Consider the following 25,900-nt stretch of genomic DNA (forward strand, 5'->3'; position numbering starts at 1 on the left):
GCCACCACCGGCGCCGCGACCACCGGGACGACGGGGGCCGCGGCCGCCGCCGGTCCCGCTGCGGCGACCGGTGCGAAGACGAAATCGGGCACCAAGAGCGCGGCCGCCGGCGCGGCCGACGTGAGCGGGCCGAACGCCCCGTGCAAGCAGACGCTCGCGCCGGTGATCATCGGTCAGACGTCGCCGTCGTCGGGGATCATCGGGGCCTCGACGTTCAACATGCGCGCCGGCCTCGCGCTGTGGGCGCGGGCGGTCAACGCCGCCGGCGGTGTGCAGTGCCATCCGGTGCAGCTGTACCAGATGGACGACGCCGCCGACCCGGCGCGCGTGACGTCGAACCTGAACGACATGGTGAACAACAAGAAGGCGATCGCGATCGTCGGCGCCGGCATCCCGACCACGTTCGCCGCGGCGAAGCGATTCGCCGAGCAGAACAAGGTGCCCTTCGTCGGTGGCGACATGATCGAACCCCCGTGGTTCTCCAGCCCGTGGTTCTTCCCGCAGGGCGGCAGTCCGCTGGCCGCCTATGCGGGTGCGACGAAGGAGGCCGCGCTCAAGGCGGGCACCAAGAAGGTCGGCCTGATCTACTGCGTCGAGGCCGCGATCTGCGGCGCGATCAACGAGAACTTCGAGGCGATGGCCAAGGCCTCGGGCCTGCAGGTCGTGCTCCGCAAGGTCTCCTCGATCACCTCGCCGGACTACACCGCCGAGTGCCAGGCGCTCAAGGCGGCCGGTGCCGAGGCCGTGTTCGTCGCCCTCGAAGGCTCGGGCGATGCTCGGTTCGCGCGGTCGTGTCTGTCCCTCGGGTACGCGCCGCCGTCGGCAACGTCGGCCCTGTCGGTCTCGGCCGAGGCCGCGCTCGACCCGAACTTCCGTAAGCTCGGCGTCTACCTCGGGACGGGCAACGCGCCGTACCAGGCGAACGACAACCCGGGTGTGAAGGCGTTCCGCGCGGCCTACGACCGGTTCGCGCCGGGTTCGTCGATCGACCAGAACACCATCGGTCAGTGGGCCTCGGGCAAGTTGTTCGAGAAGGCGATCGCCAACGTCTTCGAGAAGGCCCGTAGCGGCCCGATCACCCGCGACCTGCTGCTCGAAGGCCTCTGGATGATCAAGAACGAGAAGCTCGACGGCCTCGCCCCGGGCGTCACCTTCAACAAGCAGGCACCGCCGGACCAGAACGACTGCTACGCGCTGCTGAACCTCACGACCGAGGGCTACACGGCGCCGAAGGGCTCGAAGTTCGAGTGCTTCAAGGGTCTGCCCAAGGGATTCTGAGCAACATTCCTGATACACCGATCTGAGACAATCTGACGCACAATGAAGTGAACGACGGAACATGACGACGGAGGCCCGGGTGCCCGGATCAGAGCGCGAGGTGCTGGCCCGGCGCCCGGTGCGCCGTCCCTCCGCGGTCGTCCGTGGGCTCCTGCTCGACAGTGCCCGCCGTCTGTTCGCCGCTCGTGGTTACGCCGGCGCCAGCACGCGAGAGATCGCGGCTGACGCCGGCGTCAACGAGGCCCTGATCTTCCGCCACTTCGGGAACAAGGTCGGGCTGTTCCGGGCGGCGGTGGTGGAGCCCTTTCGGGCCCTGATCGACGACTTCGTGGACTCCTGGGAAGCGACCTACATCGCCAACAGCATGTCGACCGAGGACCTCACCGGAGCGTGGATCCACGCTCTGCACGACATGATGCACGAGCATCGCGAGCTGATCGTGGCGCTGATCGGGGCGAACTCCTTCGACGCCGAGAACGACCCGGACGGCGACCTGCTGTCCGACGCGTTCGCCAGGCCGCTGGAGCGACTGGAGCGCTTCACCCGTCGGGAGATGGCGGGCCGGGGGCTCGGCGCGAACCCGACCGTGGCCGTCCGCGCGACGTTCGGCATGGTCCTGTCGATGGCCGTGCTCGACGACTGGTTCTTCAGCGGCGTCACGCGTCCGCCGTCCGAGGAGACGATCGCGCGTGAGATGACCGACCTCGTGGTGTTCGGCATCCGCGGCCCGAACGGCGGACCCGTCAGAGGATGACGAGCATCCCGATCAGCCCGACCGCGAGCAACGCGCAGTAGCCGGTGAAGGCCGTGCGCAGGCGCGGGTCCGCGTGCCGGAGTTCCATGAACTCCATGCCGATCAGGTAGATCTTCACGATCCCCATGCCGAGCACGAGCGCGGCCGCCGCCGTCGGGTCGTCGAGTCCGTGGTCGGTACCGATCCACCACGAGACGAGCGTGACCGCGATGAGGGCGACCCACGTGATGCCCGTCGGCGTCCGCAGGAACGTGACGGTGTGGGAGTTGGTGTTGATCGACGCCATGGATCAGCCCGCCGGCATGAGGTAGACGAGGGGGAACAGGACGACCCAGAGCAGGTCGACCAGGTGCCAGTAGCAGCCACCGCCCTCGAGCACGGTGCGGCGCGTCTGAGGTCGGCCGACCTCACGCCACATCGCGATCAGCACGCCGATGCCGATGGTCACGTGGGCGAGGTGGATGCCGGTGAGCATGAAGTAGGCCTGGAAGAAGTCGTTCGTCGAGGCGGTGTGGCCGTCGGCGATGCTCGAGCCCCACTCGATCGCCTTGACCCCGAGGAACGCGGCACCGCAGCCGATCGCGCCGAGCAACAGCTTGTCGGGGCGGCCCGCACCGGTCCGGGAGCCGTGCACCGCCATCGCCACGAACAGCGAACCGGTGAGCAGCAGCAGCGTGTTGACCAGGCCGAGGGTCTGGCTCAGCGAGGCCTGGGACTCGGCGAACATCGCGGGCTGGTCGTCGCGGAGGTGCACGACGATGCCGAACAGCGCAGCGAAGAGCAGCATGTCGGCGAACAGAAACAGCCACAGCCCGGGTTCGCCGGGGATGGCCGCGGGCCGGTCGGACCGGACGTCGCGGGGGTTCTGCGTGAGAGTCATCCGCGCTGCACCTGAAGTTCGACGTCGGAGAGTTCAGCCATCGCGTCCTCCGCGGCTTCGCTCTCGATCGCGCGCCGCAGCACGACGAACCACATCGCGAAGAAGGCGCCGAAGACGTTGGCAGGGATCCAGAAGGTGGCGAAGCCGTTCCAGGCGAAGGCACCGGTGTGGAAGTAGACGATGAACGGCCCGGGCAGGAACGCGAACGCGATCCAGAGGTTCGCGTAGCCGAACCATCGGGGGAACACGGGGTTCTCGCGGCGGTCACCGAGCACCGCCATGCCCACGGACACGCACTGCAGGATCGCGGGCCACCCGACGCCGACGAGGCAGAGGAAGGCGAGATTGTGCAGCGCGGCGGTGATCTCGGGGTCACGCTCGGGGGTGTACGCGGCGGTGGCGAAGACGAACGCGGGGATGATCACCACGATGATCCCGATGCCGCCGGCGGCGAGCTGCGTGTAGGTGAACAGGGGCCGATCGCCCTCGATGCGGCGCAGCTGACGGCTCATCAGCGCGGCCCAGATGCCCTGGAAGAAACTCGACATGCCGATGAGGACCGCACCGGTGCGGATGCCGTCGGTGTTCGAGCGGTACATGTCCGCGACCTCGTCGGCGGACATGTTGGCCTCGGGTGGCGGCAACCACCCGGCCGCGAGGATGCCGCCGAAGAAGACCGCGACGAAGATCGGTCCGCTCCAGAGGCACGCACGTTGGATTCCCGGCGTCATCTGTCCAGCCTAGAGATTTCTGTAACGAAGATTCAATAGTGAAAACTCGCTTCAGAAACAGCGAGGTTGACCTCAGTAGACCCGATCTCGGACAATGTGTCCAGACTTTCTGTAGTTGCGCTGCCGCCCCCGCTCGGAAGGGACGTTCCATGGGTCACCCCAAGCCGGCCTACGACCCGGTGTCGTTGTCGCCGCTCGCGTTCTGGTCGAAGGACCCCCGCGGCCGCGACGAGGAGCTGTCGTTCCTGCGCCGGGAGCGCCCGCTGAGCTGGCACCCGCCGGCGGAGGGCTCGATGATGGAGCCCGACGAGCAGCAGGAGGGGTTCTGGGCGGTCACGTCCAACGCCCTCATCAAGGAGGTCTCCACGCGGCCGGAGGACTTCTGCTCGGGCAACGGGATCACCCTCGAGGAGGTCCCGACCGAGATTCTCGAGACCGTCTCCTCCTTCCTCGCGATGGACGCTCCGCGGCACACCAAGCTGCGCAAGCTCGTCTCGTCGGCGTTCACGCCCCGCCGCGTCCGGATCATCGAGGAGCAGATCCACGCGCGCGCCGTGAAGATCGTGGACGACCTGCTGGAGCACCCCGAGGGTGACTGGGTCCGCCAGGTCTCGATGAAGCTCCCGATGCAGACGATCTTCGACATGATGGGCGTGCCGGAGGAGTTCCACGCCGACACCGTCCGCGGCGTCGAGGGAATGGTCTCCTGGGCGGACGAGGAGGTCCGGGCCGACCTCGCGCCCGAGGAACTCCTCATGGAGTCCCTGCTCTCGCTGCTGCGCGTCGCGACGACGCTGATCGCCGACCGGCGCGAGAACCCGCAGGACGACCTGATGACGAACCTCGTCCAGGCCGAGGTCGACGGCGGCAGGCTGACCGAGGACGAGATCGCCGGCTACTTCTGCCTGCTCGCCGTCGCCGGCAACGACACCACGCGCAACACGACCTCGCAGACCGCCAAGGCGCTCACCGACTTCCCCGAGGCGCGCAAGCTCCTGATCGAGGACTTCGACGCGTACGCGCCCACCGCCGTCGAGGAGATGGTCCGCTGGGCGACGCCGGTCATGACGTTCCGGCGCACCGCGACCCGCGACTGCGAGCTGAACGGCCTCCAGATCTCCGAGGGGGACTGGATCGGCATGTTCTACGAGTCGGGCAACCGGGACGAGGCCGTCTTCGCCGACCCGTGGGTCTTCGACGTCCGGCGCGACCCCAACCCGCACGTCGGCTTCGGTGGCGGCGGGCCGCACTTCTGCATGGGCTCGATGCTGGCCAAGACCCAGCTGCGGCACCTGTGGAAGGAGATCCTCACCCGCGCGCCGAACTTCGAGGTGGGCGAGCCGGAGTACTTGGTCGGTAACTTCATGTGCGCCACCAAGCGGCTTCCGTACAAGCTCAACCTCTGACTCACGAAAGCGAGCCCTCCCATGCGGGTGTTCGAGAACCTCGACGAATTCGTCGCCGCCGCCGGGACCGACCTCGGTTCCTCCGACTGGGTCCTCGTCGACCAGAAGCGGATCGACACCTTCGCCGAGGCGACCGGTGACCACCAGTGGATCCACGTCGACCCCGCCCGGGCGGCCGAGAGCCCCTTCGGCAGCACGATCGCCCACGGTCTGCTGACGCTGTCGCTCTACCCGGCGCTGATGGTGCAGGTCTACGAGGTCCGCAACATCACGATGGCGCTGAACTACGGCTTCAACAAGGTGCGCTTCCCGTCCCCGGTCCCGGTGAACTCCGAGGTCCGGATGGCGCTCGCGATCGGTGAGGTGACGACGTTCGACGGCGGCGCGCAGGCCGTCATGAACGCGACCATCGAGATCAAGGGTGGCTCGAAGCCGGCCGCGGTGATCGAGCCGATCGTCCGGTACGTGAAGTGAGCGACGAGGTCCTCGTCCGCGCCGACGGCCGGGTCGGGCACATCACCCTGAACCGGCCGGAGGCGAAGAACGCGATCACCGTCGAGCTCAGCCACGGCCTCGCGGCCGGCGTGCGCGAGCTGGAGGCGGACGTCGACGTGATCGTCGTCCGCGGCGCGGGCGGGACCTTCTGCGCGGGCGGCGACGTCGCGCAGCTCGACGCGCTCCGGGCGAAGGGGCGGACGGACCTCGCGACGATGTTCACCGCGTTCCGCGACGCCCGCGCCGCGATCGCCCGGGCCGAGGTGCCGGTCGTCGCGGTCGTCGAGGGTCACGCGGTCGCGGGCGGGTTCGAGCTCGCCTGCTCGTGCGACCTCGTCCTCGCCGCGGAGTCCGCGACGTTCGCCGACATCCACTCCCGGTTCGGGCAGATCCCGGGCGGCGGCGGGACGCAGCTGCTCTCGCGGCTGGTCGGCCGTGCCCGGGCGTCCGCGCTGGTGCTGACCGGTGACGCCCTGACGGCTCGTCAGGCCCAGGAGTGGGGGCTGGTGTACGAGGTGGCCGAGGACGTGGACGCCGCGCTGGCCGCGCTTCTCAAGCGCCTGACGCGCGGCTCCCGCGCGGCCCGGGCGCAGTCCAAGCGGCTCATCCGCGGCGGTCTGGAGCTGCCGCTCGACGACGCGCTGGACCTTGAGCTCGAAGCGGTCCTCGACCACATCATGGGCGACGCCGGCGCCGCGGCCGTGGACGCCTTCAGCAACCGGAAGGACAGTGCGTGACCTCGGAACCGAAGGCCCTGATCGGGGACGGCCTCGTCCTGCTCGACCTCTACCCGGACGGGGTGGGGCACCTGCGGCTGAACCGGCCCGACGCGTCGAACGCGATGAGCAACGACTTCCTGAAGGCGTTGTTCGACGCGGTGATGGTGTGTCACGGCGACTCGTCGATGCGCGCCGTGGTGCTCTCCGGCGAGGGTCGGCACTTCTGCGCCGGCGGCGACGTGAAGGACTTTGCGTCCAAGGGTGAGGGCCTACCCGACTACCTCCGCGAGGCGACCACCTGGCTCGGCATGGTGGCCGGGGCGTTGGTCCGCCTGCAGCAGCCCGTCGTCGTGGCGGTGCAGGGCTACGCGGCCGGCGGCGGTGGGCTCGGGCTGGTGTGCGCCGGCGACCTCGTCGTGGCCGGCCGGAGGGCCAAGTTCATGTCGGGCGCGACCCGCGCCGGCATGGCGCCGGACGCCGGGTCGACCGTCGCGCTGCAGCGGATCGTCGGGTTCCGCAAGGCGATGGAGATCGTGCTGCTCAACCCGACGCTGACCGCCGACGACGCCCTCGCGATCGGCCTCGTCAACCGCGTGGTCGACGACGAGGCCGTCCTGGAGTCCGCGTTCGAGATGGCGCGGACCCTCGCCGCCGGCGCCCCGCTGGCGATGGCCGGCGCGAAGCGCCTGCTCTGGGACGGCGTCGGCCGCTCCATCGAGGAGGCGTTCCCCGACGAGTCCCGCACGGTGTCCGCGCTGTCCGGCACCGCCGACGCGCGCGAGGCGCTCGCCGCCGTCATCGAGAAGCGGACCCCGACGTTCGAGGGTCGCTGATGCCCGACTTCACCGGCCGGACCGCGATCGTCACCGGCGGAGGCCGCGGGATCGGCGAGGCGATCTGCCGCGCGCTGGCCGCCGGCGGGGCGTCCGTCCACGTCGTCGACCGGGACGCCGAACCCGCCGAGAAGGTCGCGGCCGAGATCGGCGGGACGCCCGTCGTGCTCGACGTCTCCGACTTCGCCGCGGTGGAGGAGAAGCTGTCCGGGGTCGGGGCCGACATCCTCGTCAACAACGCCGGGTTCGACGAGCACTGCTGGTTCACCGAGGCGACGCCGGAGTACTGGCGGCGTCTGGTGTCGGTGAACCTCGAGGGCGTCTTCGCCTGCACCCATGCCGTCCTGCGGGGCATGCAGGAGCGACGCTACGGCCGGATCGTGAACGTCGCCTCCGAGGCCGGCCGCATCGGCTCGAAGGGCAACGCCGTCTACGCCGCGACCAAGGGCGGCGTCATCGTGTTCTCGAAGTCGATCGCGCTGGAGAACGCGCGTTTTGCGATCACGTCGAACACGATCCTTCCCGGCCCGATCGACACCCCGCTGCTCGACCAGGTCCGCGCCCACCCCAAGGGCGACGAGATGATCGCCGCGATGAAGCGCCTCACCCCGCTCGGCCGCCTCGGCGACCCCCGCGAGGTCGCCGACGCCGTCGCGTTCCTGTGCTCCGAGGAGGCCGCCTACATCACCGGCGAGACCCTCGGCGTCTCCGGCGGCATGGGCATCGGCGCCGGCTGACGCGCTCACCCGTCCCCGCCTGTCAAAAAAGGGTGACACCCCTTACTCCGCAGTAGGGGGTGTCACCCTTTTTGACAGGGCGGGGTCAGGCGGGGCGGGACTCCGCGAGGGCGGCGCGGCGGACGGCGTAGGCGAGGACGAGGATCCAGGCCCCGAAGATCAGGAACGGGACCCAGAACACGAACAGGCCGTCGTAGGCGAAGACGCCGGTCTTGAAGAACAGCAGGGCGCCGGCGGGGAGGAAGAGGAGCTCCGCCCAGATGTTGGCGTAGGCGACCCAGCGGGGGAAGACGGGGTTCGGGCTCGGGTCCTGGAAGATCGCGATCGCGAGGGCGATGCCCATCATCGCGAACGGCAGGAACGGGAAGAACGCCGCGATCCAGCCGAGGTCGTGGAGGGTCTGCGTGATCTCCGGCGACCGTTCGGGCCGGTAGGTGGCGACGCCGAGGATGATCGTCGGCAGCAGCAGGAACATCCAGCCGGCGGTGCCGCCGAGCAGCACGATCAGCGTCAGGACCGGACGTCCGCCCTCGATGCGGCTCATCTGGGTGGCGAGGGCGGCGACGAGGGTGCCCCAGCCCGCCCACGAGATGAACAGCAGCAACAGGCCGGCGCGCAGACGGTCGGTGTGGTCGGCGTAGAAGGCCGCGATCTCGGTGGCGGTCGCGTCCGCCGCCGGCGGCGGGACGTACCCCGTGACGACGAAGAAGGCGATTGCCGTGAGGCCGAGGCTGATCAGCGTGGTCCAGACGCAGGCGACGGTCGTCGCGCTGCTCAGGCGCAGCGAGCGGGGCGAGGTGCTCGCGGTGACGGGTGCCTCGGCCACGGTGGTCATGACGCCAACCTCTCCAGCACGCGCTCGACGACGATCTTGGCGGTCTCGGCGCACGCGGTCGTGCCGCCGTTGGCGTACTCCTTGACGCCGTCGCCGAGGTTCCAGAGGTTCGGCAGCGGCGTCTCGGGCGTCAGGTCGAAGCCGGCGACCGCGCGCTGCGGCGGCCAGGCGTCGCGGGTGATGACCTCGGACAGGACGCGGGCCCGGGTGTCGAAGTCCGGGATGTGCTCGCGGATGTCCTCGTACAGCAGGGCGAGTTCGGCGTCGTTGTCGAAGTCGCCGACGGCCGGGCGCGGGACCGCCGTCGCGACGTAGAGGTTCCAGCCGGGCGGGGCCATCTCCGGGCAGAGGTCGGTGAAGTTGGCCATGTACGCCAGGCGGCGCGACCTGGCGAAGCCGAGCATGCCCGGCATCTTCAGCAGACGCTCCTGGCTCGCGAAGTTGACGGTGACCATTGCGCTCGGGCGGTCCGCGCGTTTGACGGCCATCAGGTAGTCGGCGTCGAAGGCGTCCTCACCGACGAGGCGGACCGTGTTGGCCGGGCCGACGTTGCTGAGGACGACCCGCGCGGTGACTGTGCTGCCGTCGCCGAGCGTCGCCGTCGCGGAGTCGGGCGCCATCTGAAGGGACGCCACCTCGGTGGAGAGTTGCACCTCGCCGCCGTGCTGAGTGATGGCGTCGGCCAGGGCGCGCCAGAGGCCGATCGTGCCCTCGGGGTGGAAGCCGAAGCGCTTGAACGCGCTCTTGCGGGTGAAGTAGGTGAGGAACACGCGGGCGGGGAGCTCGTCCGAACCCACGGCGAAGATCGAGGCGCACATGTTCCGGAAGATCCCGTGCACCGATTCGTTCTTCGTGTACTTGTTCAGCCACTGCTCGAGCGTGAGCTCGTGCTCCGGCAGGCCGTCGTCCGAGCGGGCGGCGCCGATGCCGCCGAGGATCTTGGCGCCGGACCGGGACATCTTCGACAGCAGCAGGCCCCACCCGCCGCCGGTGACGTCGACGTCCTTCTTGCCGACGCGGTAGAGGATCGGCGGGGACGGCTCGCGGATGTCGAACCGCGCGCCCACCTCCCGGCAGGTCTCCTCCGTGATGCCGCCGACCTCGATGACGATCGCGCCGTCGTTGACCCGGAAGCCGTCGACCTCGGTCGTCGACGCACGGCCACCGACCTTGTCGAGGCGCTCGACCACCAGGACCGATCGTCCGGCGTGCGCCAGGCGGGCGGCGGCGAACAGGCCGCCGGCACCGGCTCCGATGACGAGGACGTCGTAGTCCGTCATGTCTCCTCCGAGGGGGCGCTCAGACCCTGACGGATCATCAGCTGAGCGGTCGAGATGGTGCGGGCCAGGGACCCACGGGACGGGTTGAACCACTCGGCGGCCCAGTTGAGGGCGCCGAGGACGAACATGCGGGCGGCCGCCGGGTCGAGGGCGGGGTTGAGCTGGCCGGCGCGGGCGGCGTCGGCGATCAGAGTCCGCCAGAGCGTTCCGTACCGGCGCTCGTCGACGAGCTGGGCCTCACGCAGGGCGGGTGGCAGCGACGACGCCAGCCGGATCGCGACCGCGCCGTACTTCGAGTCACGCAGCGTGGCCTGCAGGTGCCCGGCGACCGCCGTCTCGATGCGGTCCAGCGGGGTCGCGCCCGCCGGGAGCGCCGTCAGTTCCCGCTCGACGGAGGCGAGCACGCGGCGCACGCCCTCCTGGACCGCCTCGCCGATGACCTCGTCCCGCGAGTTGAAGTAGTAGTAGACGGCGGTCGGCTGGACCCGCGCGAGCTCGGCGATGTCGGACAGGCGCGTGCCGGCGTAGCCCTTGGCGTTGAGCACCTCGGCGGTGGCGTCGAGGATGCGCTCGCGGGTGGCTTCGCTCTTCGAGAGCGCGCGCGCCGACATCAGTAGGACGCCGGGAGCTTCAGGCTGTGCTGGGCGACGAAGTTGAGCACCATCTCGCGGCTGACCGGGGCGGTCTTGAGCATGCGGGCGACGAACCAGAGGTCGGCGAGCCCGTACTCCAGCGACATCCCGTTGCCGCCGTGGACCTGCATCGCCTGGTCGAGCGTCCGCAGCGAGGAGTCGGCCGAGACGAACTTCGCGATGTTCGACGCCTCCCCGGCCTCCAGGCCCAGGTCGTAGAGCTCGGCGGCGCGGTAGGTCACGAGCCGCGCCGTCTGGGTACCGATGTAGCACTCGGCGAGCGGGTGGGAGACGCCCTGGTGCGCGCCGATCGGCACGTTCCAGACCTGACGCTCCGTCGCGTACCGGACCGCCTTGTTCAGCGCGTACCGCGCGATGCCGTTGCTGATGCAGGCGGCGGTGATGCGCTCCGGGTTCAGGCCGGAGAACACCTGGCGCAGCCCCTGGCCCTCGACGCCGATCAGCGCCTCCGGCCCGATCGCCACGTCGTCGAAGAACACGGTGAACTGGTGCTCGGGCTGCGACAGCGCCGCCGGGATCGGCGTCCAGCTCAGGCCCGGCGCGTCCGTGGGGACGACGAAGAGCGAGAGCGGGTGCTTCCCCTTTGCGTCCGGCTCGGGCTGACGCACCACCACGAGGACGGCGTCCGCCTCGTCGATCGCGGACGTCCAGTACTTGGTGCCGCTGATCCGCCAGCCGTCGCCGTCCGGCCGCGCCGTCGTCGTGATGACGTGGCTGTTCGAGCCCGCGTCGGGTTCGGTGATCGCGAACGCCATCTTCAGCGAACCGTCGGCGATCCCGGGGAGCCAGCGCGACTTGATTTCGTGGCTGCCGTGCTTGTCGAGGATCGTGCCGCAGATCGCGGGCGAGATGACGCTCATCAGCAGCGGGCAGCCCTGCGTCGCGGTCTCCTCGATCGCAACCGCGAGGTCGCTCATCGTCCCGCCCCCGCCGCCGTACTCCGCGGAGAGATGGACGCCGAGGAACCCGGCCGCGCCGAGCTCCTTCCACAGCTCCGTCGGCTCGACGTGCCGCGTCGCGCAGTCGGCGAAGTACTCGTGGCCGTACTTGCCGACGAGCTTCCCGACGGCGGCGCGCAGGGCCGCGCGCTCCGGGCTGTCGACGATCAGGCTGCTGTCCACGGTGCTCTCCAGACGATCAACGGCCGCGGAAGTCCGGGCGGCGGCGGGCGGCGAAGGCGCTCATGCCCTCGCCGAGGTCGGACGTGCGGGCGATCTCGTCCACCTCGCGCAGTTCGGCGGCGAGCTGGTCCCGCAAGGAGGTGTCGAAGCTGTCGCGCAGCAGCCGGCGCATCCCGGCGAACGCGCGGGTCGGGCCGGCGGCCAGCTTCGCAGCGATGCGCGCGGCCTCGGCGTCGACCTCGGCCGCGGGGACGACGGCCGTGAGCAGGCCCCACTCCAGCGCCTCGGCGGCACTGAGTCGGTGGTTGAGCAGGTAGAGCTGCTGCGTGCGCCGGAGCCCGATCAGGCGCGGGAGGTACCAGCTGTTGCCGCCGTCGGACGTCATGCCGAGCGCGGCGTACCCGAGGGCGAAGGCCGCGTCGTCGGCGGCGATGGCGACGTCGGCCGCGCAGACCAGGCCGAGTCCACCGCCCCCGGCGGAGCCGCTGATCGCGGCGACCAGGGGCGCCTCGAGGGAGGCGAGGCGTTCGAGCGCCATGTGGTAGTCGCCGATCATCCGGTGCAGCGTCGCCGCCCGCTCGTCCTGCCCCTGGGGGCCGAGGAAGTCGAGGTTGCCCCCGACGGTGAACGGCCCCTTCGACCGCAGCAGCACGCACCGCAGGTCGCTCTCGCGGGACAGCCGGGTGGAGAGCGCGAGGATGTCGTCGGTCATCGCGACGTCGAAGGCGTTCCCGACCTCGGGCCGGTTCAGCGTGACGGTCGCGACGCCGTCGGTGATCTCGAGCGTCATCGTCCGCAGCGGTGATGCCGCGTCCCGCCACCGCGCGGTGTCGGTGACCTGCTCCAGGCGGAAGATCCGCCCGTCGCGGAAGCTGAACAGGTGCGTGAACGCCGCGTCGAGCGGCTCGCCCCCGCGCCGGCCGTGGCCGGTGTACCGGCCGGTGACGAGCAGCCGTCCGTCGGTCAGCGGCGCGAACTCCGCCGGCTTCGGCCCCGCGGCGAACGCGCGGCCGATCTGCTTCCAGCCGTCGGCCCACATCGCGTCCGCGCCCGCGTGCTCCCCGGCTCCGACGGGCATCCCGTCCGCGAGAACGCCCTCGAACTCGGGGTGCAGCAGAGCCCCGATCGTCGCGGTGTCACCCGCGGCGAGCGCGTCGTAGAGCCGTCGGACCACGTCCTCGGGGGAGCTCACGCTTTTGAACGTAGATTCAAAATTGCGGCGGCGTCAACGCCCCGGCCGGGAGCGCGCCTTCACCCGCCGTGCCCACCTTCACCGGCCCGGCCGGGCTGGTGAAGCGGGGGTTGGGCTGGTGAAGGCGTCGGTGGGGCTGGGGGGTCCGCTTGGCAGGGGTGAGGCGGAGCGGTAGTCTGGACACACTGTCCGAGCAGGGTGACCGAGAGGTCCGCGGGCAGTGCCCTCGTCAGCCGCCCACCACCGGAGGACCCGCATGTCGCAGGGGATCGTGGCGTACGCCGCGTACCTGCCCGCCCACCGGCTCCCGCTGGCCGACGTGGCCGCCACGCTGGGCGCCGGGCGGGGCAAGGGCACCCGGGTCGTGGCCTCCTACGACGAGGACTCGACGACGCTGGCGGTCGAGGCCGCGCGGGCGGCGCTCGCCGGTCGGCGGCCCGCCTCGATCTGGTTCGCGACGACCTCCCCGGCCTACGCCGAGAAGACCAACGCCTCTGCGATCCACGCCGCGCTCGGGCTCGGGACCGACGGGTTCGCGGTCGACGTCGCCGGGTCCGCCCGGTCGGCCCAGGGTGCGCTCCGGGCCGCAGCCGCACAGCCCGGTGGGCTCGCCGTCCTCGCCGACGTCCGCGTCGGCACCCCCGGCTCCGCCGACGAGCTCCAGAACGCCGACGGGGCCGCCGCCTTCCTGTTCGGCCCCGCGGACGAGGCGCTCCTGGTGCCGGTCGCCACGGCGTCGGTCACCGGTGAGTTCCTCGACCGCTGGCGCGCCCCGGGCGACCACTCGGCCTCGAGCTGGGAGGAGCGCTTCGGTCAGGAGATGTACACGCCGCTGATCGAGGCCGCCACGTCGCAGGCCCTTGTCGTGGCCGGTCTGACCGCCACGGACCACGTCGTCGTCTCCTGCCCGCACACCCGTACCGCGACGGCGACGCGCGCCGCACACGGCGGGGACGACCTGACGCTGGGTCAGGCGGGCGCGGCCGACCTCGGTCTCCGGCTCGCCGACGTCCTCGACCGCGCCGAGCCCGGCCAGACGGTCCTCACCATCTCCGCGGTCGACGGCGCCGATGCGACCGTCTGGCGGGTCACCGACCGCATCGCCGCCGGCCGGGCGAGCAGCCCGCTGCGCGCGCAGCTCGCCGGCGGCCGCGAGGTCGGCTACGGCACCTACTTGACCTGGCGTGGCCTGCTCGAGCGTGAAGGTCCGCGCCGCCCCGACCCCGAGCGTCCCGCCGGCCCGCCGAGCGCGCGCGGGCTCGACTGGAAGTTCGGCTTCGTCGGAAGCCGCTGCGACAAGTGCGGCTTCCTGCACCTGCCCCCGTCGCGTGTGTGCGTCTCCTGCCGCGTCGCCGACCAGATGACACCGACCCCGCTCGCGGACGCGACCGGCACCGTCGTCACCTTCACGGTCGACCGGCTCGCGTACTCGATGTCGCCGCCGGTGATCGACGCGGTCGTCGACTTCGACGGCGGTGGCCGCACCCTGCTGGAGCTGGCGGACGTGAAGCCCGAGGACATCGCCGTCGGCTCCCGGGTGGGTCTGACCTTCCGGAAGCTCTACACCTCCGGGGGCGTACACAACTACTTCTGGAAGGCCCGCATCCTGACGGAGGCTCGCGATGGGGAGTAAGGGCATCCGCGACCAGGTCGCGATCGTCGGCATGGGGTGCACGACGTTCGGCGAGCACTGGGACCGCAGCGTCGACGACATGCTTCTCGACGCGACCACCGAGTGCTACGCCTCGACCAACGGCATCACGTCCGCGGACGTCGACGCCTACTGGCTCGGCACGATGGCGTCGGGCCTGAGCGGGATGATCCTCGCCAAGCCGCTGGCGCTGGAGTACAAGCCGGTCACGCGCGTCGAGAACTTCTGCGCGACGGGTTCGGAGGCGTTCCGCAACGCCTGCTACGCCGTGGCGTCCGGGGCCTACGACATCGCGATGGCGGTGGGCGTCGAGAAGCTCAAGGACTCCGGCTACTCCGGGCTCGTCCGGCCCGCGGTGGCGAACGACGGCACCAGCCCGGACCTGACGCTCACCGCGCCGGCGGCCTTCTCACTGCTCGACCCGGCGTACTGCCGCAAGTACGGCGTCGACCCGCAGGCGTTCCGGGACGCGATGACCCACGTCGCGTGGAAGAACCACCAGAACGGCGCGAAGAACCCGCGGGCGCAGTTCCGCAAGCCCGTGGCCAAGGAGAAGATCTCCGGCTCGCCGCTGGTGGCCGGTCGGCTCGGCGTCTTCGACTGCTCCGGCGTCTCCGACGGCGCCGCCGCCGCGCTGATCGTCCGCGCCGAGGACGCCCACCGCTACACCGACCGCCCGATGTACGTGAAGGGCCTGTCGATGGTGGCCGGTCCGGGCAGCGGCGCCGCCGACCCGGGCTACGACTACACCTCGTTCCCCGAGGTCGTGGCCAGCGCCGAGGACGCCTACCGGCAGGCGGGCATCAGCGGCACCGACCTCGACCTCGCCGAGGTGCACGACTGCTTCACGCCGACCGAGATCGTGCTCATGGAGGATCTCGGGTTCTCCCCGCGCGGCAGCGCCTGGAAGGACGTCCTCAACGGGGACTTCGACCTCGGCGGTCGCATCTCGGTCAACCCCGACGGTGGGCTGAAGTCCTTCGGCCACCCGGTCGGCGCGTCCGGTCTGCGGATGCTGTTCGAGTGCTGGCTGCAGTTCCGCGGGGAAGCGGGCGATCGTCAGCTCGACGACCCGAAGCTCGGTCTCACGCACAACCTGGGCGGTCGCCCGGGCAGCTGCGTCTCGTTCGTGTCCGTCGTCGGCAAGGAGCTGTCATGACCACCACGGGCAGTAAGTACGACGAGCTGATCCGGCCCGACCGGATCCACGGATCGCTGTACACCGACCCCGAGATCTTCGCCGACGAGATGGCGAAGATCTTCTACTCGACGTGGGTGTACGTCGGGCACGAGTCCGAGATCGCCGAGGTCAACGACTACGTCGTCAAGCCGTTCGGTCCGCAGACGGTGATCATGAGCCGCGCGAAGGACGGCTCGATCCACCTGCTGCAGAACCGGTGCGCGCACCGCGCGAACCTCGTCTGCGAGGCGCCGAAGGGCAACGCGACCGGCTTCCGCTGCCAGTACCACGGCTGGACGTACGCCAACAACGGCGACCTGCTCGGCTTCCCCTACAAGAAGGGGTACGAGGGCATCGCCGACAAGTCGAAGCTCGGCCTCGGTCGCGTCCCGCGCGTCGAGTCGTACCAGGGCTTCGTCTTCGGGTGCTTCAACCCGGACGCCCCGCCGCTGCTGGAGCACCTCGGCGACGCGGCCAAGGAGATCGACCGCCTCGTCCGCCTCTCGCCGAACGGCAAGATTCAGTTGACCGCCGGCTGGCTGAAGCACAAGGTCAAGGCCAACTGGAAGATGCTGCTGGAGAACGAGACCGACGGGTACCACCCGCAGTTCGTGCACTCCTCGGTCTTCGTCTCCGCCGAGAGCGGCATCGGCGCGCTCTACTCCGACACTGCGGACGCCGTCAGCCGCGACCTCGGCAACGGGCACACCGAGAACGACCTGCGCCCGGAGTTCCGCCGCCTCGGCAACGTCATGGGCTGGTTCGGCACCACCCCGGACAAGGTCCCGAACTACATCGCGAAGATGCGCGAGGTCCACGGGGACAAGACCGAGGAGATCCTCATCGAGGGCTCTCCGCACCTCATGGTCTTCCCGAACCTGTTCATCGCCGAGATCCAGATCTTCGTCATCCAGCCGGTCGCCGTCGACGAGACCGTCCAGCACGTGACGGCCATTCAGCTCGACGGCGGCGAGGAGATGAACCGGCGCCTGCTCCAGCAGACGATCGGCTCCGTCGGCCCGGCCGGCTTCCTGCTCGCCGACGACTCGGAGATGTACGAGCGCAACCAGCGCGGTGTCCAGGCCCGCGACCCCGAGTGGCTGGTCATCAACCGCGGCGCCAACCGCGAGCGGGTCGACGAGAACGGCAAGCTCATCGGCTACAACACCGACGAGGTGCCGATCCGGGCGATCTGGCGGCACTACAAGTCCCTGATGGAGAAGTGATGACGGCGGTGTCCGAACGCCTGGCCGATCGCTCGACCGAATCGGGCGTCATTCCGCTCGCCGAGGCGGAGCAGTTCGTCTACCGCGAGGCCCGGCTCTCCGACGCCCACGACTACGACGGGTGGGAGGCGCTGTGGACCGACGACGCCATCTACTGGGTGCCCGCCGGCGGTGAGTCCGCCGAGGACCCCACCACCCAGGTCTCGGTCCTGTTCGACAACCGGTCCCGGATCGGCACCCGCATCCGGCAGTTGAAGTCGGGCAAGCGCCACTCGCAGATCCCGCGGTCGAACGTGGTCCACTCGATCACGAACGTCGAGATCCTCGGCCTCCACGAGAACGGCGACACCGAGGTCGGCGCCGCGCTGCTCGCGGTGGAGTGCCGCGAGCGCGGCACCGTCCTCTGGGCCGGCCGCGTCGAGTACCGCCTGCGCCGCGTCTCGATCGACGGGCGGGACGAGATCAAGCTGTCGTGGAAGAAGGTCACCCTCGTCGACCGGGACATGCCGCTGTACACACTCTCGTTCCTGATCTGACAGGGTCGATCTCATGGAGGAGCCGGAGCTCGAGCCATTGGGCGTCGTCGAGAACGAGTTCGCCGCCGTCCACCTCTCGATCGACCGCCGCGGCAACGGCCCGCGGCTGCGGATCGAGGACCTGACGACCGAACACGTCGGCTACCTCGACGCCCTCACCCTCGAAGCCCTCGCCTGGGCCGACGAGGACCGCATCCGCGCTCTCCTCGACCCGTCCAACGACCGCTGGCGCGACCGAACTCAGTGAGCCGCCGGCTTCGGGGACAGTCGGCTGCGCCGGTTGTCGATCACGCGCCGCAGCTTGCGTATCCGGCCACTGTCGAAAGGCAGCGTGTCGAGGTCGTCGATCCACAGATCGACCCGCTCGCAGAGCTCGGAGATCGTGCGCCGTGTGGCGCGTTCGTTGAGCTGCAGGTGGCCGGCCAGAGCGGCGAAGTCGCGGAAGGTGAAGTTCGCGCCGAGTTGCCCGTTGAGCGGCAGAGCCATCGAGTTGTCGCCGTACGGCTGGGAACTGGGGACGTCGTAGGCGGGGGAGACGCGCCATTCTCCGTCCCCATCCTGCACCACGGAGAAGTTCTTCGCGTGCGCGTCCCCGTTGCCGGTCAGGAACGCGAACGCGAGCTGCCGCAACAGATCCCGCGCGGCGACGGCCGGTGCGTCGCACACCGCCACCAGCGACGAGAACACGCGCTCGGTCGCGAGTCGGTACTTGGAGGCGGGTGCGACGTTGCAGGTCTGGCAGCCGTCCTCCACCGCGAGCGGCGCAACCGTGCCCTCCACCGTCGCCCGATCGAAGCGCTGCACCAGCAGGCCGGTGCTGCCGTTCTCGTCGCGGATCACCTCGTGCGCGGGCACGGTCAGGCCGGAGCGCCGCGCAACCCGCAGGAAGAAGTCCTCGTTCTCGACGAGATACGGGAACTCGGGCGGATTCAGCTTGAGCAGGAACCGCTCGCCCGCCCGCGCGACCGGGAGGTTGATCATGCCGGCGCTGACCTTGTCCTGTACTCCGGGCAGTCCGGCGCGGTGGACACGGATGCCGAGTTCGGCGAGCAGATCCGCGAAACTCGTGGCTCCCGGGAGCGGCAAGGTGATGCGGGGCGGCACTTCCGACGGCTCAAGGCCGTCGGGCACGACCGCCACGTCACCGACAAGATCCGACCCGACGCCGAGGAGCAAGGTCAGTTCGTCGTCCGCTGACGTCTTGACCGCATTGCGCAGCGCGGTGAGCCGGCGGCCCTCCGGAAGCAGGTTCGTGAAGAAGGGCGGGAGCGCGCCGTGTGGCCGCACCACGGGATCGGGGGACACCGGGAGGGTCGTCGCAATGGCCGGCCCGCCGGCCGCGATCCACTCCGGGAGGTAGCGGAACTCGGTGGCGTCCTCGACCCGGGTCAGCGTGGCGGCGGGACGGCCGGCCTTGAAGACCACCGCGTGGGTGACCTCTCGGAGGGACTCGAGCGACGCATTGGGATCGGTCATGACTGCAGGTCCGCCGCGACATCGATGTGGTCGCGCGCCCCGCGGCACAGCTCCAGATGGAGGCCGAGGGCGGCGAGGACGGGAAGCACCTTGTCCAGGCGGGCGGTGGTCTTCCCGGCCTCCAGGGCGTAGACGAACCGCTCGGACACCCCGGCCAGGTCCGCCAGCTCGTCCTGTCGAAGACCGAGCGCCACCCGGCGGGTGCGGACGGCGCTCGCGAAGCTGCCCGTGCGATCGGCCATGGCACTCCTTCCCGCACGATCGTGCGGCGTTCAGGGGACCATACGCCTGCCCGGGCGCTAGGACAACGCATTTCCGCACGATCGTGCGGGAACGTGGCCTACGGGGACCCTGTGGATACGGGTGAGGGCCTTTGGCCGCACGATCGTGCGGGTTCCCCGAAATCACCCGGTCGCGGCGGCCCAGTCGCGGTGGAGGGACTGGGTGATGGCTTCGCACTGGCCGAGCAGGTAGGTCTCGTTCGCCCCGGAGGCGATCAGGCGCTGGACGCCGGCGGCCATGCGGTAGTCCTGCATCGCGACGATCTCGTGGAAGAAGTCGAGCGCGGTCTCCAGGATGATCCGCTGGTCCTCGGTCTCGATCGGGTCGTACGAGTACAGCGACTGCACGGTGACCGAGCGGTCGATGCCGTCGGGGAAGACCTGGAACAGCTCCGCGTGGTCGCCGAAGAACAGCAGAATCGTGTTCGGGAAGATCAGGTAGACGAACCCGATGCCGCCGTCGTCGAAGCCGGTCCAGGTCTCGGTCGGGCCCTCGGTCGAGTCGGTCAGACACCGCATCGCGACGGCCTGGCGGTGGTGTCGGCCGAAGCTGTTCGCCAGCAGCAGCCCGTTGGCGGCGAACATGTTGATCGTGTTCTGGTGCAGGTTCGGGATGTGGTAGCCCTCGGTGAAGGTGTCCACCGCCAGCTTCCAGTTCGCCGCGATGCGGTGCACGCGACGGTCGAAGTAGTGCAGGTCGCCGAGGTTCCACCGGCGGAGCTCGGCGTCGAACGGGCCGAGGTGGGTGTCGAGGTCGAACGGCTCCCCCTGCGAGGTCGGCAGGACCCACAGGGTGCCGGCGCGCTCGGTGACCGACACGGCCGCGAGGCCCCGCGTCTCGCGGCACAGCCCGGGGAACGTCTCCGCCTGCGGGACGCCGACGAGTTCGCCGGAGCGGTTGTAGGTCCACGAGTGGTACGGGCACGTGAAGCTCCGGTTGGACCCGCTCGGCTCCTCGACGACCGGTGCGCCGCGGTGGCGGCAGGCGTTGCGGAAGCCGCGGACCACCCCGTCGTCGCCGCGCACCAGCAGCAGTGAGGTGCCGGGCGGCTCGAACAGCTTCCAGTCCCCCGGTGCCGGCAGCTCACCGGAGAGACCGGCCAGCAGCGGCAGGCCCGCGAACAGGTGTTGCTGCTCCCGGGCGAAGCGGTCCGGGTCGGTGTAGACGGCGACCGGCAGTTCGGTCATCTCGTCGCCGACGGCCATCGAGGGACTGGCCATCAGGTCGAGCAGTTGGGTGGTCACGTCGATCTCGAGCGCCCGGTCCATGGCGGCAGCGTAGGTAAGAGTGACTCTCAAGAACAAGAGCCGCTCGCAACAATGCGATGGCCTACAGTCGTCGCGTGCCCGGACGGACGAAGGTCGAAGTGCGTCGCTCCCGGGTCCGGCGGGACCTCGCCCACTGCGCCGTCACGCTGATGACCGAGAAGGGCTTCGACGCGACGACGGTCGCCGAGATCGCCTCGGCGGCCGACTACCACCCGAGCAGCTTCTTCCGCTACTTCGCGACCAAGGAGGAAGCGGTCTTCCTCGGCGTCCCCGAGGCGACCGAGGAGTTCCGGGCAGCGTGCGCCGGCGTGAGGCGCGGGGACGACGCCTGGCCGGTCGTCCGCGACGCCGTCGTGGCCGCGGTCGCCAACTTCACCGAGGCGGATCCCGACTTCTTCGCGGCCCAGTTCGCGCTGTGGCTCACCGACCCGGCCCTGCAGGGGCCGATGGCGACGAACCTCCTGAAGTGGGAGGAGATCATCGCGGCCACGTTCGCCACCGCGGGCGGTCGCAAGCAGGCGGATCTGTACTGCCACGTCGTCGGGGGCGCGATCGTGAGCTCGCTGCGCGCGTGCGTCTACGCGCACGGTCAGGAGCGGGACAGCTTCACCGACCGCGTCGCGCGGGCGATCGCGTTGCTCGAGCAAGGCCTGCGCCGGCCCGGCGGACGTCAGGCGGGAGCCGGCACCTTGGCGGTTGCGGAGAAGACGATGTCCTCGGCCACGTCGGCCCGGCGGGAGGCGAGGAGGTCGCCCAGGTAGTTCTGGGTGACGACCCACGGCCCGACGGTGCCGGACTTCGGGAACTGCCCGATGCCGCGCTGGACGTAACCCGACGTCAGATCCAGGAACTGCTTGCGTTCCATGCCGGGCGGCGGCGTCGGGAGCGCGGTGCTGAACCCGTTGGCCTCCATGTGGTCCAGGAGGCGGATCAGGTACCGGGCCGACAGGTCGGCACGCAGCGTCCAGGAGTTGTTCGAGTACCCGAAGCAGAACCCGAAGTTGGGGACACCCGAGAGCATCCAGGCGCGGTACGCGACGGTGTCGGAGATGTCGACGCGTCGGTCGTCGACGTCCAGCGTGAGGCCGCCCAGCGGCTTGAGCGTCAGGCCGGTCGCGGAGACGACGACGTCCGCCTCCAGGAACTTCCCGGACCTCAACCGGATCCCATTCGGCTCGAACCGCTCGATGTGGTCGGTGACGACGTCGACCGCTCCGTCGCGGATCGCCTTGAACAGGTCGCCGTTCGGCACCAGGCACAGGCGCTGGTCCCACGGCTCGTACGGCGGTGTGAAGTGCTCGTCGACGTAGGCCGGGTCCTTGAGGAAGTGCAGCGCCGTCTTGCGGCAGATGTTCTTGAACGTCTGCGGACGGCGGCGGCTCAGCGCGTACATCGCCTGCAGGGTCAGGACGTTCTTGGCCCGGACGATCCGGTGGGCGGTTGACGCCGGCAGCACCCGCTGCAGACCGACGGCGAGCTTGTCGACCTCCGGGAGGGAGAGGATCCAGGTCGGCGTTCGCTGCAGCATGGTCACGTGACCGGCCGTCGGAGCCATCGACGGCACGAGCGTGATCGCGGTGGCGCCGCTGCCGATGACGACCACGCGCTTGCCCGCGTAGTCGAGGTCCTTCGGCCAGAACTGGGGGTAGACCAGCGTCCCGGCGAAGTCCTCCTGGCCGGGGAAGTGCGGCGTGTGGCCCTTGTCGTAGTCGTAGTAGCCCGCGCACACGTAGAGGAAGTTCGCCGTGATCTCGACGGGCTGCCCGTCGGTCTCCGCGCGCACGGTCCAGCGCGCGGTCTCCGAGGACCACGACGCCCCGAGTGCCTTGGTGCGGAAGCGGATGCGCCGGTCCACGCCGGCCTCACGGGCCATGTCACGGATGTAGGCGCGCAGCGAGTCCCCGGACGTGATCGACTCGCGCCCGCGCCACGGCCGGAACGAGTAGCCCATGGTGAAGGCGTCGGTGTCGGAGCGGATGCCGGGGTACTGGAACAGGTCCCAGGTCCCCCCGATCGCGTCCCGGGCTTCGAGGATCTCGAACGTGCTGCCCGGGCGCTCGCGCTGCAGGCGCGTCGCGGTGCCGATGCCGGACAGGCCCGCGCCGATGATGAGGACGTCCACGTGATCGCTCATGGGACCACCATAACCCCGTTTCTTACTCCGAGTAAGTACCAATGTCCGGCTAGGCGGGGAACGGTCGGCAGGGCATCCGCTTGACGATGTGGAAGAAGTTGCTGGGCGTCATCTCCGGCTCCCCGGCAACGATGTCCGGGCACCGCGTCAGCAGCTCGGAGAACAGGGCGCGGACCTGGAAGCGGGCGAGCTGGTTGCCCAGGCAGTGGTGGATCCCGCCGCCGCCGAACCCGACGTGGGGGTTCGGGTGCCGGGACAGGTCGAGCTCGTGCGCCCGCTCGATCGCGAGCTCGTCGCGGTTGGCGGAGGAGTAGAACAGCACGACCTTGTCGCCCTTGGTGATCTGGACGCCGTCGAGCTCGCAGTCGCGGGCGGCGGTCCGGCGGAAGGTCGCGATCGGGGTCGCCCAGCGGACGATCTCCTCCACCGCGGTGCCCATCCGGTTCGGCAGGTCCTCGACCAGCCAGGCGCGCTGGTCGGGGAAGTCCGTCAGCGCCTTGAGCCCGTGGGCGATCGACTGCCGAGTCGTGTCGTTGCCGGCGATCGTCAGCAGGACGAAGAACGAGCCGATCTCGTGGTTGGTGAGTCGCTCACCGTCGACCTCGGCGAGGACGAGCGAGGAGAACAGGTCCGGGCCCGGCTCGGCGCGGCGCTGCTCGATGAGCTCCTCGGCGAGGTCGTGCATGTAGACGACGGCGTCGAACAGCATCTCGATCGTGTCGTCCTGCGTCGCGGCGTACTCCGGGTCGCCCCAGGACGTCGCCTTCATCATCCACTCGGCCGCCTCGTGCCGCTGGCCGTCGGGGATGCCCATCATGTCGTTGATGTTGTGCATCGGCAGGAGCGAGGCGCACTCGGAGACGAAGTCCACCCAGCCGTCGTCGGACTCCTTCGCCTTCTGGATCAGGTTGTCGACGACCCGCGCGGCGTTGGCGTGGATCTGGTCCTCGATCCGGCGCATCTGCTTCGGCGTGAAGGCGGACGCGAGCAGGCGGCGGAGCGCGGTGTGCCGGGGCGGGTCCATCGCGATGATCGACTGCGCGGCGTCCACGACCTGGACCGGCAGGTTCTCCATGAGGATGGACGGGGCGGAGCGGAAGTCCTCGGGCCGGCGCGTCACCTCGATCAGGTGACGGTGCGTCGTGACCGCCCAGTAGCCGTAGTCGTCGGGCACCTCGATCAACTGGTCCTCGAACGGCGGCTGCCAGGTGATCGGCCGCTCGCGGCGCAGGACCGCGAAGGTCTTCTCCCGCTCGGCCGCGCTCGCCCACCAGAAGTCCTTGGTGGACAGGTTGATCTCGTCGTAGGGCCGGTCGGGATTGCCGCTCGCGTTCGACAGTTCCTCGTTGTCGAACCAGACGTCGGTGGTCATCGGCCTTCACCTTCCGCAGCTCTGCAGTCCGGGGTGGAACGACGGTAGGAAGCGGTGCGGCCCGGTGCCCATGGTCCGCCGCACCAGAGGTCCACCGGTCCGCCGTGGCCGTGGCACAAGGGCGGTTGACGGGCCGTCACGTCGGCGGCCGCAGGACGGCCGGCCCGAGCACCCGGCAGGCGCGCAGCGCGAGCTCGATGTCGGCCCGGTCCGTTCGGAAGGGCCGCCCGCGCAGAGCCTCGGCCTTGGCGATCCGGTACTGCACGGAGTTCTTGTGCAGGTTGAGCGTGCGGGCCGCAGCGGTGTGGCTGGACCCGAGGTTGAGGAACACGCGAACGGTCTCGCGCAGGCGCTCGGTGTCCTCGTCGTCGACCGCGAGCGCGCCCAGGGTGTCGGCGACCCAGACCCGGGTGGCCGCCAGGTCGCCGCAAAGCAACGCGATCGCCCCGACGTCGGAGAACGAGGTGACCGCGGCCGCGGCGGGGCCCGCCGCGAGCGCGACGCTCCGGGCCTGGTCGGCCTGCCGGTGGGTGGCACGGAAGCCCTCCGCCCCGAACTCGGGGCGGCCGAGCGCGACCCGGGGTGCGGGCTCCCCGGGGGTTGCCGCCGGTGCGCCCAGCACCTTGACCAGGTCGTCGAGATCCTCCAGCTCGTCCGGCACGCCGATCCACACCGAGGCGCTGGCCTCGTCGGTCGGCAGGAACAGGTGCTGGCCGCCGTGCACGGCCGCGGCCGCCGCCGTCAGTTGCTCGAGGCGGCGCAGCTGTTCGCCCGGTTCGGCGGCCGGGGCGTCGAACCAGAGCAGGGCGGCCAGATGGGTCTGCCCGATCCGGTACCCGAGCGCGGTCTCGGTGGCGGCGAGGTCCACCGGTCCGCCCTCCAGCAGCGCCTGGATGCGTGCGGTCCGCACGAACGAGCGGTGCTCGGTCCACGTCGCCCGCTCCTCCTCGTAGGCGCCGACGAGCAACTCGGACACCGAGTCGACGTACGCGGTGGAGACGCGCAGCAGGTGCACGCCCGCGGCCGCCGTCTCGGCCGGGCTGCAGTCGGGATCGGCGGCGAGCTCGGACAGCGCGGCCTCGATGAAGGCCGCGTGGCCCAGGCGGTACGCCCGGAGGAGGGCCGAGACCGGGATGCCCCGCTGCGCGAGTCGGCGGGCGTAGGCGAGCGCGGCCGGTGGCGCTCCGAGCAGTCGCGGGTCCACGCCCTGCTCGAGCACGTACAGGCCGGCGGCCACGCTCTCGTCGGTGGACGCGGCCAGCAGGGTGCGCATCGGGTCGTCGTGCTGCAGCGGCGCGATCTCGGCCGCGAACAGGGCGACCAGGTCGGCGGTCAGTGCCTCCCGCGAGGCCGCCAGGCGTCGGACCGCGGCGGCGATCTGCGCGGCCGCGGTCAGGTCAGCGCCGCCCGACACGGCACCACACAACCACGTCGCGTGACCCAGGTCACCCCCGGCGTCCGCGGGGGGCTCCGATCTCACACTCCGCTACCACCGGGGGCCGATCCGGTGTCCGATTTCGTCACGATTGTGCAACCGAACCGTCGGGCCGACCCCGGGTGTCCGCGGGGCTGGTCCGGTGAGCCCAAAGGGCGCGACGGAGATTGTGCCCGTGTGACAGTGACCCCAATCACGTCGATTCGTACCTTTGACCCCACGTCTTTGGTCCCTCAGCACAACAACGTCTCGGAGTTGAACGTGCCCTCGTCTCGCTCGCTCTCATCGGTTCGGCTGGTCGCGCTCCTCGCGGCCGGTGCCCTGGTCACTGCCTGTGGTGCCTCCCAGGAGGTCAAGGACTCCGTCGCCGCGCAGCGCGCGGCCGGCCCGGCCGCGGACGCCGCGGGGCCGGACCTCGGCGGTGGC

Annotated in this window: 27 protein-coding genes; 13 read left to right on the plus strand and 14 right to left on the minus strand. The window is 70.3% G+C overall.

The genetic code is table 11. The features are described from left to right. Both ABD401_RS02275 and ABD401_RS02280 read left to right on the plus strand, forming a co-directional pair. Window positions 1-1,278: ABC transporter substrate-binding protein (locus ABD401_RS02275; protein ID WP_344601143.1), on the plus strand; the 1,278-nt coding region annotated here is incomplete at its 5' end. Window positions 1,279-1,357: 79 nt separating this feature from the next. Next, on the plus strand, window positions 1,358-2,032 hold the full coding sequence (locus ABD401_RS02280; protein WP_344601145.1) for a TetR/AcrR family transcriptional regulator: 675 nt from the start codon (window positions 1,358-1,360) through the stop codon (window positions 2,030-2,032). On the opposite strand, the gene ABD401_RS02285 is transcribed toward ABD401_RS02280, so the two are convergent. Genes ABD401_RS02285 through ABD401_RS02295 form a run of 3 tightly spaced genes read right to left on the minus strand, consistent with a single transcriptional unit; the run spans window position 2,022 to window position 3,643 of the window. Next, the gene (locus ABD401_RS02285; RefSeq protein ID WP_344601147.1) at window positions 2,022-2,318 is read right to left on the minus strand and encodes a cytochrome C oxidase subunit IV family protein; all 297 of its coding nucleotides are present in this window, start codon (window positions 2,316-2,318) and stop codon (window positions 2,022-2,024) included. The two genes, ABD401_RS02280 and ABD401_RS02285, sit on opposite strands and share 11 nt — an antisense overlap. Before the next feature lie 3 nt (window positions 2,319-2,321). After that, window positions 2,322-2,912, minus strand: a complete 591-nt coding sequence (locus tag ABD401_RS02290) for a cytochrome c oxidase subunit 3 (RefSeq protein WP_344601149.1) — start codon at window positions 2,910-2,912, stop codon at window positions 2,322-2,324. Then, the gene (locus ABD401_RS02295; RefSeq protein WP_344601151.1) at window positions 2,909-3,643 is read right to left on the minus strand and encodes a hypothetical protein; all 735 of its coding nucleotides are present in this window, start codon (window positions 3,641-3,643) and stop codon (window positions 2,909-2,911) included. The genes ABD401_RS02290 and ABD401_RS02295 overlap by 4 nt, the downstream gene beginning before the upstream one ends. 149 nt (window positions 3,644-3,792) lie before the next feature. Between ABD401_RS02295 and ABD401_RS02300 the strand changes: the two genes are divergently transcribed. The 5 genes from ABD401_RS02300 to ABD401_RS02320 are packed head-to-tail and all read left to right on the plus strand — an operon-like array spanning window position 3,793 to window position 7,833. Beyond that, entirely contained in the window at window positions 3,793-5,049 is a 1,257-nt protein-coding gene (locus ABD401_RS02300; protein ID WP_344601153.1) for a cytochrome P450, read from the plus strand. Window positions 5,050-5,070: 21 nt separating this feature from the next. Then, complete coding sequence (locus tag ABD401_RS02305; protein WP_344601155.1) at window positions 5,071-5,523, plus strand: MaoC family dehydratase; 453 nt, start codon at window positions 5,071-5,073, stop codon at window positions 5,521-5,523. Beyond that, a complete protein-coding gene (locus ABD401_RS02310; protein ID WP_344601157.1) occupies window positions 5,520-6,281 on the plus strand; it encodes an enoyl-CoA hydratase/isomerase family protein in 762 nt (253 codons plus the stop codon). Before ABD401_RS02305 ends, ABD401_RS02310 begins: the two co-directional genes overlap by 4 nt. After that, window positions 6,278-7,096, plus strand: coding sequence for an enoyl-CoA hydratase/isomerase family protein (locus ABD401_RS02315; RefSeq protein ID WP_344601159.1), 819 nt, complete (start codon window positions 6,278-6,280; stop codon window positions 7,094-7,096). Before ABD401_RS02310 ends, ABD401_RS02315 begins: the two co-directional genes overlap by 4 nt. Next, complete coding sequence (locus ABD401_RS02320; protein ID WP_344601161.1) at window positions 7,096-7,833, plus strand: SDR family NAD(P)-dependent oxidoreductase; 738 nt, start codon at window positions 7,096-7,098, stop codon at window positions 7,831-7,833. Before ABD401_RS02315 ends, ABD401_RS02320 begins: the two co-directional genes overlap by 1 nt. An 85-nt stretch (window positions 7,834-7,918) precedes the next feature. Here ABD401_RS02320 and ABD401_RS02325 read toward each other — a convergent pair whose 3' ends face one another. From ABD401_RS02325 to ABD401_RS02345, 5 genes are read right to left on the minus strand one after another with little or no spacing between them, the layout of a single operon-like run. Further along, a complete protein-coding gene (locus tag ABD401_RS02325; protein ID WP_344601163.1) occupies window positions 7,919-8,668 on the minus strand; it encodes a hypothetical protein in 750 nt (249 codons plus the stop codon). Beyond that, window positions 8,665-9,948: a phytoene desaturase family protein gene (locus tag ABD401_RS02330; protein WP_344601164.1), complete on the minus strand. Its 1,284-nt coding sequence runs from the start codon at window positions 9,946-9,948 to the stop codon at window positions 8,665-8,667. The genes ABD401_RS02325 and ABD401_RS02330 overlap by 4 nt, the downstream gene beginning before the upstream one ends. Beyond that, window positions 9,945-10,559: a TetR/AcrR family transcriptional regulator gene (locus ABD401_RS02335; protein ID WP_344601165.1), complete on the minus strand. Its 615-nt coding sequence runs from the start codon at window positions 10,557-10,559 to the stop codon at window positions 9,945-9,947. Before ABD401_RS02335 ends, ABD401_RS02330 begins: the two co-directional genes overlap by 4 nt. After that, window positions 10,559-11,722 carry an acyl-CoA dehydrogenase family protein gene (locus ABD401_RS02340; RefSeq protein ID WP_344601167.1) on the minus strand — a complete coding sequence of 388 codons (1,164 nt, stop codon included), beginning with the start codon at window positions 11,720-11,722 and terminating at the stop codon, window positions 10,559-10,561. Before ABD401_RS02340 ends, ABD401_RS02335 begins: the two co-directional genes overlap by 1 nt. 16 nt (window positions 11,723-11,738) lie before the next feature. Next, window positions 11,739-12,914 (minus strand): enoyl-CoA hydratase-related protein, encoded by a 1,176-nt coding sequence (locus ABD401_RS02345; protein ID WP_344601169.1) that lies wholly within the window; start codon window positions 12,912-12,914, stop codon window positions 11,739-11,741. Window positions 12,915-13,170: 256 nt separating this feature from the next. Here ABD401_RS02345 and ABD401_RS02350 point away from each other — a divergent pair, with 256 nt between their 5' ends. The 5 genes from ABD401_RS02350 to ABD401_RS02370 are packed head-to-tail and all read left to right on the plus strand — an operon-like array spanning window position 13,171 to window position 17,754. Beyond that, the gene (locus tag ABD401_RS02350) at window positions 13,171-14,547 is read left to right on the plus strand and encodes an OB-fold domain-containing protein (protein WP_344601171.1); all 1,377 of its coding nucleotides are present in this window, start codon (window positions 13,171-13,173) and stop codon (window positions 14,545-14,547) included. Continuing rightward, window positions 14,537-15,724, plus strand: coding sequence for an acetyl-CoA acetyltransferase (locus ABD401_RS02355; protein ID WP_344601173.1), 1,188 nt, complete (start codon window positions 14,537-14,539; stop codon window positions 15,722-15,724). Before ABD401_RS02350 ends, ABD401_RS02355 begins: the two co-directional genes overlap by 11 nt. After that, on the plus strand, window positions 15,721-16,971 hold the full coding sequence (locus ABD401_RS02360) for an aromatic ring-hydroxylating oxygenase subunit alpha (RefSeq protein WP_344601175.1): 1,251 nt from the start codon (window positions 15,721-15,723) through the stop codon (window positions 16,969-16,971). Before ABD401_RS02355 ends, ABD401_RS02360 begins: the two co-directional genes overlap by 4 nt. Then, entirely contained in the window at window positions 16,971-17,507 is a 537-nt protein-coding gene (locus tag ABD401_RS02365) for an aromatic-ring-hydroxylating dioxygenase subunit beta (RefSeq protein ID WP_344601177.1), read from the plus strand. Before ABD401_RS02360 ends, ABD401_RS02365 begins: the two co-directional genes overlap by 1 nt. A gap of 13 nt (window positions 17,508-17,520) precedes the next feature. Continuing rightward, the gene (locus tag ABD401_RS02370) at window positions 17,521-17,754 is read left to right on the plus strand and encodes a hypothetical protein (protein ID WP_344601180.1); all 234 of its coding nucleotides are present in this window, start codon (window positions 17,521-17,523) and stop codon (window positions 17,752-17,754) included. On the opposite strand, the gene ABD401_RS02375 is transcribed toward ABD401_RS02370, so the two are convergent. The 3 genes from ABD401_RS02375 to ABD401_RS02385 form a co-directional block, all read right to left on the minus strand. Continuing rightward, window positions 17,748-18,983 (minus strand): type II toxin-antitoxin system HipA family toxin, encoded by a 1,236-nt coding sequence (locus ABD401_RS02375; protein ID WP_344601182.1) that lies wholly within the window; start codon window positions 18,981-18,983, stop codon window positions 17,748-17,750. The genes ABD401_RS02370 and ABD401_RS02375 overlap by 7 nt on opposite strands. Next, window positions 18,980-19,225 (minus strand): helix-turn-helix transcriptional regulator, encoded by a 246-nt coding sequence (locus tag ABD401_RS02380; protein ID WP_344601184.1) that lies wholly within the window; start codon window positions 19,223-19,225, stop codon window positions 18,980-18,982. Before ABD401_RS02380 ends, ABD401_RS02375 begins: the two co-directional genes overlap by 4 nt. Before the next feature lie 162 nt (window positions 19,226-19,387). Then, a complete protein-coding gene (locus tag ABD401_RS02385; RefSeq protein WP_344601187.1) occupies window positions 19,388-20,533 on the minus strand; it encodes an aromatic ring-hydroxylating oxygenase subunit alpha in 1,146 nt (381 codons plus the stop codon). Window positions 20,534-20,607: 74 nt separating this feature from the next. Between ABD401_RS02385 and ABD401_RS02390 the strand changes: the two genes are divergently transcribed. Then, window positions 20,608-21,294, plus strand: a complete 687-nt coding sequence (locus ABD401_RS02390; RefSeq protein WP_344601189.1) for a TetR/AcrR family transcriptional regulator — start codon at window positions 20,608-20,610, stop codon at window positions 21,292-21,294. Here ABD401_RS02390 and ABD401_RS02395 read toward each other — a convergent pair. The 3 genes from ABD401_RS02395 to ABD401_RS02405 form a co-directional block, all read right to left on the minus strand. Next, the gene (locus ABD401_RS02395; protein ID WP_344601191.1) at window positions 21,204-22,667 is read right to left on the minus strand and encodes a flavin-containing monooxygenase; all 1,464 of its coding nucleotides are present in this window, start codon (window positions 22,665-22,667) and stop codon (window positions 21,204-21,206) included. The genes ABD401_RS02390 and ABD401_RS02395 overlap by 91 nt on opposite strands. Before the next feature lie 49 nt (window positions 22,668-22,716). Then, a complete protein-coding gene (locus ABD401_RS02400) occupies window positions 22,717-24,039 on the minus strand; it encodes a cytochrome P450 (RefSeq protein ID WP_344601193.1) in 1,323 nt (440 codons plus the stop codon). Window positions 24,040-24,175: 136 nt separating this feature from the next. Continuing rightward, window positions 24,176-25,453: a PucR family transcriptional regulator gene (locus ABD401_RS02405; protein WP_344601195.1), complete on the minus strand. Its 1,278-nt coding sequence runs from the start codon at window positions 25,451-25,453 to the stop codon at window positions 24,176-24,178. Between the last annotated feature and the right edge of the window lie 447 nt (window positions 25,454-25,900).

It is taken from the genome of Sporichthya brevicatena, assembly GCF_039525035.1.
Taxonomy (GTDB): Bacteria; Actinomycetota; Actinomycetes; order Sporichthyales; family Sporichthyaceae; genus Sporichthya; species Sporichthya brevicatena.

Coding starts and splice junctions, on each gene's coding strand:
- ABD401_RS02370 (WP_344601180.1), top strand. CDS start 17,521: ATGGAGGAGCCGGAGCTCGAGCCATTGGGCGTCGTCGAGAACGAGTTC.
- ABD401_RS02325 (WP_344601163.1), bottom strand. CDS start 8,668: ATGACCACCGTGGCCGAGGCACCCGTCACCGCGAGCACCTCGCCCCGC.
- ABD401_RS02335 (WP_344601165.1), bottom strand. CDS start 10,559: ATGTCGGCGCGCGCGCTCTCGAAGAGCGAAGCCACCCGCGAGCGCATC.
- ABD401_RS02285 (WP_344601147.1), bottom strand. CDS start 2,318: ATGGCGTCGATCAACACCAACTCCCACACCGTCACGTTCCTGCGGACG.
- ABD401_RS02385 (WP_344601187.1), bottom strand. CDS start 20,533: ATGGACCGGGCGCTCGAGATCGACGTGACCACCCAACTGCTCGACCTG.
- ABD401_RS02395 (WP_344601191.1), bottom strand. CDS start 22,667: ATGAGCGATCACGTGGACGTCCTCATCATCGGCGCGGGCCTGTCCGGC.
- ABD401_RS02375 (WP_344601182.1), bottom strand. CDS start 18,983: ATGACCGATCCCAATGCGTCGCTCGAGTCCCTCCGAGAGGTCACCCAC.
- ABD401_RS02305 (WP_344601155.1), top strand. CDS start 5,071: ATGCGGGTGTTCGAGAACCTCGACGAATTCGTCGCCGCCGCCGGGACC.
- ABD401_RS02320 (WP_344601161.1), top strand. CDS start 7,096: ATGCCCGACTTCACCGGCCGGACCGCGATCGTCACCGGCGGAGGCCGC.
- ABD401_RS02365 (WP_344601177.1), top strand. CDS start 16,971: ATGACGGCGGTGTCCGAACGCCTGGCCGATCGCTCGACCGAATCGGGC.
- ABD401_RS02355 (WP_344601173.1), top strand. CDS start 14,537: ATGGGGAGTAAGGGCATCCGCGACCAGGTCGCGATCGTCGGCATGGGG.
- ABD401_RS02400 (WP_344601193.1), bottom strand. CDS start 24,039: ATGACCACCGACGTCTGGTTCGACAACGAGGAACTGTCGAACGCGAGC.
- ABD401_RS02380 (WP_344601184.1), bottom strand. CDS start 19,225: ATGGCCGATCGCACGGGCAGCTTCGCGAGCGCCGTCCGCACCCGCCGG.
- ABD401_RS02300 (WP_344601153.1), top strand. CDS start 3,793: ATGGGTCACCCCAAGCCGGCCTACGACCCGGTGTCGTTGTCGCCGCTC.
- ABD401_RS02360 (WP_344601175.1), top strand. CDS start 15,721: ATGACCACCACGGGCAGTAAGTACGACGAGCTGATCCGGCCCGACCGG.
- ABD401_RS02295 (WP_344601151.1), bottom strand. CDS start 3,643: ATGACGCCGGGAATCCAACGTGCGTGCCTCTGGAGCGGACCGATCTTC.
- ABD401_RS02290 (WP_344601149.1), bottom strand. CDS start 2,912: ATGACTCTCACGCAGAACCCCCGCGACGTCCGGTCCGACCGGCCCGCG.
- ABD401_RS02330 (WP_344601164.1), bottom strand. CDS start 9,948: ATGACGGACTACGACGTCCTCGTCATCGGAGCCGGTGCCGGCGGCCTG.
- ABD401_RS02350 (WP_344601171.1), top strand. CDS start 13,171: ATGTCGCAGGGGATCGTGGCGTACGCCGCGTACCTGCCCGCCCACCGG.